Source organism: Lelliottia jeotgali (genome assembly GCF_016771845.1).
GTDB lineage: Bacteria > Pseudomonadota > Gammaproteobacteria > Enterobacterales > Enterobacteriaceae > Enterobacter > Enterobacter jeotgali.
Window position 1 is genome coordinate 104,219 of record NZ_JAENMQ010000016.1, and the last position, 9,711, is coordinate 113,929.

Sequence of the window (9,711 nt, forward strand, 5' to 3'; positions counted from 1 at the left end):
TCCTTCCGTTGGTGTCGCGTTCGTATACGGCGGCCCGTTTTAACCCCATTGCGGGCTAAAACTCGGGTGCGCAGCCACTTCTGTCGCCGCGACAACCGCCGTAGTTTAACGAATAACCACACCAGATAACATATAACCGGAAGGGTTATAAGGAGGACTATTAAGCCCGCCGGGTGCAAATGTTAGTTTCCACCTTTCAGCAGACGCATCATATCGTCCTGCTTTTCTTCTTCTTCGTCTTCATCATCGTCGTAGGAGAGACCGAGCTGCTGCATCAGTTCATCGATACGATCCAGTTTGGCATCTACCCATTTCTGCTCTTCAGCATTCAGGGATTCGCCTGCCTCAAGACGTTCCAGCAGCGCGTCCAGGCGCTCATCATTTTCCAGCATATCCAGCTCAGCCTGCGGTGAAAGCATAGGTTTCTCGCTCTTCTTCGGTTTTTGCTGCTTGGTAACCGGGGTGTCTGTCACGCCCAGTGGAACAGGAGTTTTGCTCCCGATACGCGGATCTTTTAGTTTAGATTGTTGCGCGGCAGAACCGGATGCATTGCTACCGGTCGCACGGCTACCCGAAGCATGACCACTGTGCTTTTTCGCACGTTTGCGATCGCGAGCTTCCTGATTCAGTTCTTCACGGGTTTTGCGGTGCGCTTTTGCCGGGCGTTTAGCGCCCGCTGTGGATGTCGGTTTTTTCATGATGCCTTGTCTTTAAGCCGTTTTCTTCAGTATAGAATTGCGGCGAAATCTAGCAGAAAGCAAGCAAAGAAAAAAGGCGACAGAGCAATCTGTCGCCTTTTTTCCTGACTCTCAACCCTTAACGGGTCAAACATTCCGTGTTTGCCAACAACTCGCCCTGTTTATCCTTTAGCGGATACCGTCCGTGATACGGTTCCTTTTCCCTTTTAAACGCCTCCAGGCGTGTACGATCCCTTGTGGTCCTGAGTCTTCGCCTCCTGGCGCTCCTGACCCTCTTCCTTAAGTCTTTATCCTGTTGGCATCCTCGCCGTGGGTGCTACTTTACCTTTTTCAGTGCGTCAGACAAGCCGCTAAATAGTCCAAAATAGAACTTTCGGATAATTCCAGATAATCAACCAACTGATTTTAAATGCTTTGTGTTTTTTTTCGCATGAGGATTCTCTTAAATCTCCCATAGCGATGATGGTCGATGTCTTACAATGCCAATGGTTTTAATCTTGCCCAGGAGCGAAGTGAAAAGCCTTTTGTCTGCATTCAGGTATACTCCCCTTCAGAATAAGATTTTAGGAGACGACCCCGTGACTAACTGGAACTACCAACAGACGCATTTTGTCACCAGTGCGCCTGATATTCGCCACTTACCGCCCGATACGGGTATTGAAGTGGCATTTGCTGGCCGCTCCAATGCGGGTAAATCCAGCGCCCTGAATACGCTCACTAACCAGAAAAGCCTGGCGCGTACCTCAAAAACACCTGGTCGTACTCAGCTGATCAACCTTTTCGAAGTCGCCGAAGGCAAACGCCTGGTGGATTTACCGGGATACGGTTATGCAGAAGTGCCAGAAGAGGTAAAAATCAAATGGCAGCGTGCGCTGGGTGAGTACCTTGAAAAACGCCAGTGCCTGAAAGGTCTGGTTGTGCTCATGGATATCCGCCATCCGCTTAAAGATCTCGATCAACAGATGATCCACTGGGGTGTGGCGAGCGAAATCCCGGTGCTGGTGCTGCTGACCAAAGCCGATAAACTGGCGAGTGGGGCGCGTAAAGCACAGCTGAAAATGGTGCGGGACGCGGCTGTAGAATTTGGCGGTGATGTGCAGATCGAAACGTTTTCATCCCTGAAAAAGCAGGGCGTGGATGTACTGCGTCACAAGCTCGACAGCTGGTATAACGGCATAGAACCCGCGACAGAAGCGGAAGAGTAATAAAAAAGCGCGGCGATGACCGCGCTTTTTTTTGGTCCAAATATTTTCTTTGCCGCAATAAAAAACGCCCCAGTCATTACTGACTGGGGCGGCTAAAATATTCAGCCAAATCCGATTACGTGAAGTAAAAGGTCTGAAAGATAGAACATCTTACCTCTGTACCCTACATCGATAACTCTACTCTTTTTTTATCGCTGGACAAAGCACTTTTTGTAGTTTTTTTTCACTCTTTACATAGGTAAATCTAATGATTGTCACAAAAAGCGGGCTGTTATGTTGCTTACTTACATAATCAGCCGCTTTGTCGTCTAACCCTTAGTGAGCCTGATCCCAGTTCACCCCACTCCCCACTTCCACCAGCAATGGCACATCTAATTTCATGCTGCTTTCCATCAGTTCATGGATCTTTTTCGAGACGGCTTCCAGATCATCCTTGTGCACTTCAAACACCAGTTCATCGTGAACCTGCATGATCATTTTTACGCGTGGTTTGTCGTTTTCCAGCCAGGCATCAACCGCAATCATGGCGCGCTTGATGATATCCGCGGCTGTCCCCTGCATCGGGGCGTTGATTGCCGCACGTTCCGCGCCAGCACGGCGAGCCGCATTGCTGGACGTAATATCAGGCAGATACAAACGACGGCCATCCAACGTTTCAACGTAGCCTTTTTCCTTCGCCTGGGCGCGAGTGCGTTCCATGTATTCCAGAACGCCAGGATAACGCTCGAAGTAGAGATCCATGTACTTCTGCGACTCTTTACGCGGAATATTGAGCTGACGGGAGAGGCCAAAAGCGCTCATGCCGTAAATCAGGCCGAAGTTGATCGCCTTCGCGCTGCGGCGCTGTTCGCCAGTGACACTCTCTAACGGCAAACCAAAGACTTCAGCTGCAGTCGCGCGGTGAATGTCTTTTCCTTCAGCAAACGCGGCCAACAAACCTTTGTCACGTGACAGGTGCGCCATGATGCGCAGTTCGATTTGCGAGTAGTCGGCAGAGACAATCAGGTAGTCATTCGGGGCAATAAAGGCCTGACGAATACGACGCCCTTCTTCATTACGCACCGGAATGTTTTGCAGGTTTGGATCGGTTGATGACAATCGTCCTGTCGCGGCAACCGCCTGATGATAAGAAGTATGAACGCGACCGGTTTTTGGGTTGATCATCAGCGGCAGCTTATCGGTGTACGTCGATTTAAGCTTCGCGAGACCACGGTATTCAAGAATGACTTTGGGCAGCGGGTAATCCAGCGCCAGTTCTTCCAGCACCTCTTCAGACGTCGATGGTGCGCCGCCCGGGGTTTTCTTCAGCGGTTTAATACCCTGTTTTTCAAACAGAATCGTTTGCAGCTGTTTGGTCGACGCCAGGTTGAAGGGCTCGCCAGCAATATCGTGTGCTTTAAGTTCCAGCTCGTTCAGACGCAGGGCAATCTTTTCCGAATGCTTGTGCAGAACGGCTGGATCGATTTTAACGCCGTTGCGCTCAATACGCGACAGCACAGGCACCAGCGGCATTTCGACATTCTCGAAAATGTTCAGCGGCCCTTCCTGCTTTTGCAGTTTCGGGTACATTTTCAGGTGCAATTGTAGCGTCACGTCAGCATCTTCAGCCGCGTAGCGACCCGCTTCTTCCAGGGCAATCTGGTTAAACGTCAGCTGGTTTTTTCCTTTCCCGGCAATTTCTTCAAAGGTGACGGTTTTATGTTTCAGCCAACGATCGGAAAGCGAATCCATATCATGACGGCCCGCCACGCTGTTCAGAATGTAAGATTCCAGCATGGTGTCGTAGGCGATACCGCGCAGCTCGATGCCGTAGTTCTGCAAGATGCCGCGATCGTACTTCAGGTTTTGCCCCACCTTGAGCGCTTTGTCATCTTCCAGCAGCGGTTTGAGCAGCTCAAGCACGCGGTCACGGGAGATTTGGTCCGGCGCGTCCAGATAGTCATGCGCGACAGGAACATAGGCGGCGATACCCGGCTCTGTGGCAAAGGATAGTCCGACCATATTGGCAGAGATGTTATCGAGGCTGTCGGTTTCGGTATCGAATGCGAAGACCGGTGCTTTCTTCAGTTTCTCAATCCAGGCGACGAGCTGCACTTCTTCGAGTACCGTTTCGTAGTTTTCGAAGGAGAGCGTACTGGCTGCTTCTTCCACTTCCTCTTCGGCATCAACAACGATGGTCTCTTTTGGCTTAGCGGCAGGTTTCGCGCCTTTCGCCTGCATCCATTTCCCGGCTTCGACGTCGGTTATCCAGCGTTTAAACTCATATTGCTTAAACAGGCCGAGGAGCTCTTCTGCAACTGGCTGCTGAACTTCGAGTTGTTCGCAGGTGAGTTCCAGCTCAACGTCAGTTTTGATGGTGGCCAGCTTATAGGAAAGGTAAGCCACATCTTTATTTTGCTCCAGCTTCGCGGCCATGGTTTTGGCACCCCGGAACGTCAGCCCGGCGATTTTGTCTGATTCGGCATACAGCGTATCCAATCCACCGAGTCCCTGCAGCAGCGCCTGCGCGGTTTTCTCACCTACGCCCGGCACGCCCGGAATGTTATCCGAGGAGTCACCCATCAAGGCGAGGAAGTCGATGATCAGTTCTGGTGGTACACCATATTTGGTGACGACCTCTTCCGGCCCAAGAATGGTGTTAGTCATGGTATTGATCAGGGTGATACCAGGCGTAACCAGCTGCGCCATGTCTTTATCACCCGTACTGATCAGCACCGGACGGCCCAGTTTCTCCGCTTCACGTGCCAGGGTACCGATGACGTCATCAGCTTCGACACCAGAGACCGCCAGCAACGGCAGGCCCATTGCTTTCACCATAGTGTGCAGTGGTTCAATCTGCGCGCGCAGATCGTCCGGCATTGGCGGACGATGGGATTTGTAATCCTCAAACAGCTCATCGCGGAACGTTTTACCTTTCGCATCGAATACCACGGCTGCATGGGACGGCTGATATTGAAGGATCAGGCTGCGTAGCATATTCAGCACACCGTACATCGCGCCGGTTGGCTCTCCTGCGCTATTGGTCAGAGGAGGAAACGCATGATACGCCCGATACAGGTATGAAGAGCCGTCGACGAGAATAAGAGGGTTTTCTGGGATCTGAACCATAATGTCCGTGCCTTTAATCAATTAATGGCTAAAGGATGCCACAGAAGGATGAAAACATCAGTTTTTAGCTCGGAATACAGGAAAAGATTTTGCGATCGTCAGGATCGCTCGCAAAATCAAACTGTGGATAAGTTTGTGCATACTTTTAATTCATATGAATAATCGTGTCACTACCGGATCTTGTTTTAATTATTTATCCAATTTTATCAGTATGTTATTAATAGATCTTGTTGGCATATTTCCAATTGATGACTATTTGCTCTATGTGGATATAAGAAACGGTGAATCCTGTTTTGCAGACAAATACTCTGTTGAGGCACATTTGCCCGACCCTCTCAGAGTGAAAGCCGCCTGCTTTTATTCGTTTTCTGGTAAAATCAGCGCCCTGCGCAGCGATCTGGCCGCCAGAATCCAGCTAACTACCTGAAAAAGCTCATCATGTCGAGATTACTCGCTGCGATAACATTACTGTTAAGCATCATTTTAACCATCCTGGTGACCATCGCTTGTTCTGTTCCGATCATCATTGCCGGAATCATTAAGCTGCTATTGCCTGTTCCTGGCGTCTGGCGAGCGGTATCTGCGTTCTGCAATTTTATGATGTACTGCTGGTGTGAAGGTCTGGCGCTGTTGTTGCGTCTGAATCCGCATCTGACATGGGATATCGAAGGGCTAGAAGGCCTGAACAAGAAAAATTGGTATTTGCTGCTGTGTAATCACCATAGCTGGGCAGATATCGTGGTGTTATGCGTGCTGTTTCGCAAACATATCCCAATGAATAAATACTTTCTTAAGCAGCAACTGGCGTGGGTACCGTTTATCGGGCTGGCCTGTTGGGCTCTGGATATGCCGTTTATGAAACGCTATTCTCGCGGCTATCTTATTCGTCACCCGGAACGTCGCGGTCGAGATGTTGAAACGACGCGGCGCTCCTGCGAAAAATTCCGCGCACATCCGACGACGATCGTTAACTTCGTGGAAGGCTCACGCTTCACGGAAATGAAGCGCCAGCAAACTCGCTCCCCTTATAAAAACTTATTGCCGCCTAAAGCGGCAGGGATTGCGATGGCGCTTAATGTTCTTGGAGAGCAGTTTGATAAATTGCTGAACGTCACTCTGTGCTATCCAGAAAATGACGCAACACCGTTCTACGATATGTTGAGCGGAAAGCTGACGCGGATCGTGGTGAGAGTAAATCTGGTGCCCGTGAATGAAGAGCTACACGGTGATTACATCAATGATAAGAATTTCAAACGTCGCTTCCAGCTGTGGCTGAATACGTTGTGGAATGATAAAGATGTGCTCATAAACGATTTAAAATCTACAAACAAAAACGCCGGTCTCTGACCGGCGTTTTCACTTTTATTTCTTCTCAACCAGATATTTCACGGTCTCGGCATACTGCTGCACGAAGATATCCATGCTGCTGGTATCCATGCCCTGCGGGTTAACCTGATATTTGCCATTAACAAACATTGCAGGAACACCCTGCAACTGAAGATCAGCGGCAGCTTTTTCCTGCTGAGCGACCAGAGATTTCACCACGAAGCTGTTCCATGCTGCGTCGTAATCTTCACCTTTCACGCCGGCATCAACAAAAACTTTACGAATATCGGCAACGGTCTGAACGGTTTGGGTTTTCTGTACGGCTTCAAACATTGGCGCCGTCACTTGATCTTCCACGCCCAGCGCCAGAGCAACAGCCCAGGCTTGCGTCAGATCTTTACCCAAAGGACCCAGGAATTCGACATGATACTTGGTCATTTTGGTGCCTTCAGGCAGCTTTTTCTTCACGTTATCAGAAACGTGCAGAACTTCTTCAAACTGATAGCAATGAGGGCAATAGAATGAGAAGAACTCAAGCACCTGAGGCTCACCGGCGACCGGTTTTTCAATGGTAGTAAACTGTTTGCCATCGCTGAATTGAGCAGCAGATGCGCTAAATGCCAGAATCATACCTGCCAGCGCCAGCCATATTTTTTTCATGATCAAATTTCTCCTGATGTGTCCGATTAATACATTGGCGTTAATTGTAGTGGCGGTTCCTGTAGAACCTTAACTTGCTGAATAAAGGTGGTTGTCTGGCTACGCCAGTAATCTTCCCCGGTCAACCACGGGAAGTTTTTAGGAAACGCGGGATCGTCCCAACGCCTGATTAGCCAAGCGAGATAATATACAAGTCGCATAGCTCGTAAAGGTTCAATCAGGGCGATTTCGTCTGAATTAAAGGGACTAAACTCTTCGTAGGCTTCAATGATAGTTTCAAGCTGCATTCGCTGTTCGGCTTTATCGCCATTCAGCAGCATCCACAGATCCTGAATCGCTGGCCCCATACGCGCATCGTCGAGATCGACAAATAGCGGGCCGTCGCGCCAGAGAATATTCCCGGCGTGGCAGTCACCATGAAGGCGCAGAATATCTGTTTGATCGTCCCAGCGCTCAGTTACCGCCGCAATAAGGGCATCCGTGGCTTTCAGGAAATTCACTTTCAAGGCTTTCGGAATCAGCGTTGATGTTTCGAATACCTGGCGGGGTTCCGTCAAATATTCCTGAATCCCGATCGTAGGGCGTACGTTGAAGGCTTTTTTACGTCCCGTCTGATGGATTCGTCCCAAATAACGAGCAACCCACTCCATCTGATCGATATTATCCGCCTCAAACTGGCGGCCACCCAGGCTCGGAAAAACAGCAAAGTAATATCCTTGATGCGTGAGCAGTGACTGGTTATTAAACTGAATGGGTGCGGCCACCGGAACATCATCGTTGACCAAATCGAGAGCGAACTGATGCTCTTCCTGAATTTGCTCAGCCGACCAGCGTTGGGGCCGATAAAATTTGACGACGAAGCGCTGACGATCCTCGTCCTGGAATTGATAGACGCGGTTTTCGTAGCTGTTTAAGGGAGTTAGCCCGGAATCCACCCGAATACCCTGTTCGAAGAGGGCATCCATAATGGTATCCGGGTTTAATGTCTGGAAAGTAAAAGCCGTGTCGTTCATCCGATCATCCGGAAATTATACGAATGATTCAGGATATCATTTCACAGCGATTTCGGTGGCGCCGCTTACAAGGTTTTACTCTTTAATTATGCCACGGGCACGCAGCAGTGCAGTTTTGAAATCTTCCTCATAATCTTTCTTAATGCCCGGAATGGCCGCATCTTTATCAGAATCACGCATTTTAAGATGGTAGATCAGGATGTCATCAGAAAGGTCGGTCAGTTCACCGTCATAACCTGACTCTTTCGCCAGTTTCTGTAAAAATTGCATCAGGTTGAGTTCTGGCTCTTTTTGCCAGGCTGGCTGGAGAAGTTCGATAACTTCATTCAGACGTTTACATTTCATTGTCGTGCTCCTTTCATTGATAGGAACACGTTAGCAGGGTCAATCCCACAATAAAAGAGGCGACATTAGTGAATCAGTGCCGAGAAGTGATCGGCGTCGTTCTAGCCGGGGGAAGAGCGACGAGAATGGGCGGGAAAGATAAGGGCTTACAAGAGCTTAATGGCAAGCCATTATGGCAGCATGTTGCCGCTACGCTTAGTAATCAAGTGGAAACCATCGCTATCAGCGCTAACCGCCACATCGATATTTATCGGCAAAGCGGAAATCCGGTCTACCAGGATAACCAAGAAGATTACCTTGGTCCACTGGCCGGAATGCTGAGCGTTATGCAGCAATCTGACGGGGAATGGTTCCTCTTTTGTCCGTGTGATACGCCGTTTATCCCCTCCAGCCTTGCTGAGCGGCTGATTCATCAACGTGAAGATGCGCCCGTTGTCTGGGTTCATGACGGCGAGCGCGATCATCCAACGATTGCGCTTGTTAACCGGAAATTAATCCCTGAATTAGAAGCTTATCTGGCTGCGGGAGAACGACGAGTCATGGTGTTTATGCATCAGTCTGGCGGCCATTCCGTTGATTTTAGTGATTTGAAATCTGCTTTTATTAACGTGAACACTACTGAGGATTTGCAAATGATGCAGGGGAAAGAATGAAACCTGTTTTAGCGATCGCCGCATGGAGCGGTACCGGGAAAACCTCGCTTCTCAAAAAGTTGATCCCGGCTCTGTGTGCTAAGGGAATCCGTCCAGGATTGATTAAGCACACTCACCACAACATGGATATCGATAAGCCGGGGAAAGACAGTTACGAGCTGCGTAAAGCCGGCGCGGCGCAAACTATGGTAGCCAGCGCGCAGCGATGGGCATTAATGACGGAGACCCTCGAAACAGAAAGTTTGGATCTGAATTATCTTGTAAGCCGAATGGACCATTCAACGCTGGATTTGGTGCTGGTCGAGGGGTTTAAACATGAATCAGTGCCCAAGATTTTGCTTTTCAGAAGCGATGCGGGGCATGAGATCGATGAGTTAACTGTGGATCAGCATGTTATTGCAGTGGCCACTGACGTTTCGCTGTCGCTTGAAGTTCCAGTGCTGGATTTAAATGATACTAATGCGATCGTCGAGTTTATTCAGGCGTGGATGGCGGGGAAATAATTGAGCGGTTTTTCAGTTTTATGGCTTATTTATATAAATAACAAAAACGCAAAAAGGCCATCCTTCCGGATGGCCTCTTCACTTAATTGATGCCTGGCAGTTCCCTACTCTCACATGGGGAGACCCCACACTACCATCGGCGCTACGGCGTTTCACTTCTGAGTTCGGCATGGGGTCAGGTGGGACCACCGCGCTAAAGC

General features: G+C 49.5%; 10 protein-coding genes and 1 rRNA gene. 4 read left to right on the plus strand and 7 right to left on the minus strand.

Translation table 11 applies throughout. From position 1 onward, the window contains the following. Positions 1-182: 182 nt before the first annotated feature. A complete protein-coding gene (gene yihI / locus JBO43_RS21410; RefSeq protein ID WP_103947804.1) occupies positions 183-698 on the minus strand; it encodes a Der GTPase-activating protein YihI in 516 nt (171 codons plus the stop codon). 578 nt (positions 699-1,276) lie between these two features. Here yihI and yihA point away from each other — a divergent pair. Beyond that, a complete protein-coding gene (yihA, locus tag JBO43_RS21415; protein ID WP_095284052.1) occupies positions 1,277-1,903 on the plus strand; it encodes a ribosome biogenesis GTP-binding protein YihA/YsxC in 627 nt (208 codons plus the stop codon). 101 nt (positions 1,904-2,004) lie between these two features. Here the strand turns inward: yihA and JBO43_RS23300 are convergent, their stop codons facing one another. Further along, positions 2,005-2,052: a small protein SpfP gene (locus JBO43_RS23300; protein WP_071892919.1), complete on the minus strand. Its 48-nt coding sequence runs from the start codon at positions 2,050-2,052 to the stop codon at positions 2,005-2,007. A 166-nt stretch (positions 2,053-2,218) separates the two neighbouring features. After that, a complete protein-coding gene (gene polA, locus JBO43_RS21420) occupies positions 2,219-5,011 on the minus strand; it encodes a DNA polymerase I (protein WP_202675006.1) in 2,793 nt (930 codons plus the stop codon). Between the two features lie 438 nt (positions 5,012-5,449). On the opposite strand from polA, the gene JBO43_RS21425 reads away from it, so the two are divergent. Further along, positions 5,450-6,358: a 1-acylglycerol-3-phosphate O-acyltransferase, YihG family gene (locus tag JBO43_RS21425; RefSeq protein WP_095284056.1), complete on the plus strand. Its 909-nt coding sequence runs from the start codon at positions 5,450-5,452 to the stop codon at positions 6,356-6,358. Between the two features lie 15 nt (positions 6,359-6,373). Here JBO43_RS21425 and dsbA read toward each other — a convergent pair whose 3' ends face one another. The 3 genes from dsbA to JBO43_RS21440 form a co-directional block, all read right to left on the minus strand. Further along, positions 6,374-6,997, minus strand: a complete 624-nt coding sequence (gene dsbA, locus JBO43_RS21430; RefSeq protein ID WP_202675008.1) for a thiol:disulfide interchange protein DsbA — start codon at positions 6,995-6,997, stop codon at positions 6,374-6,376. A 26-nt stretch (positions 6,998-7,023) separates the two neighbouring features. Further along, a complete protein-coding gene (locus JBO43_RS21435) occupies positions 7,024-8,010 on the minus strand; it encodes a serine/threonine protein kinase (RefSeq protein ID WP_202675009.1) in 987 nt (328 codons plus the stop codon). Positions 8,011-8,085: 75 nt separating this feature from the next. Further along, positions 8,086-8,355, minus strand: coding sequence for a YihD family protein (locus JBO43_RS21440; protein ID WP_095284060.1), 270 nt, complete (start codon positions 8,353-8,355; stop codon positions 8,086-8,088). A 68-nt stretch (positions 8,356-8,423) separates the two neighbouring features. Here JBO43_RS21440 and mobA point away from each other — a divergent pair, with 68 nt between their 5' ends. Further along, positions 8,424-9,008 (plus strand): molybdenum cofactor guanylyltransferase MobA, encoded by a 585-nt coding sequence (mobA, locus tag JBO43_RS21445; RefSeq protein ID WP_095284062.1) that lies wholly within the window; start codon positions 8,424-8,426, stop codon positions 9,006-9,008. Continuing rightward, a complete protein-coding gene (gene mobB / locus JBO43_RS21450; protein WP_095284063.1) occupies positions 9,005-9,511 on the plus strand; it encodes a molybdopterin-guanine dinucleotide biosynthesis protein MobB in 507 nt (168 codons plus the stop codon). Before mobA ends, mobB begins: the two co-directional genes overlap by 4 nt. A gap of 91 nt (positions 9,512-9,602) precedes the next feature. Here the strand turns inward: mobB and rrf are convergent. Beyond that, positions 9,603-9,711: ribosomal RNA gene (gene rrf, locus JBO43_RS21455) — 5S ribosomal RNA — on the minus strand; the annotation flags it as partial.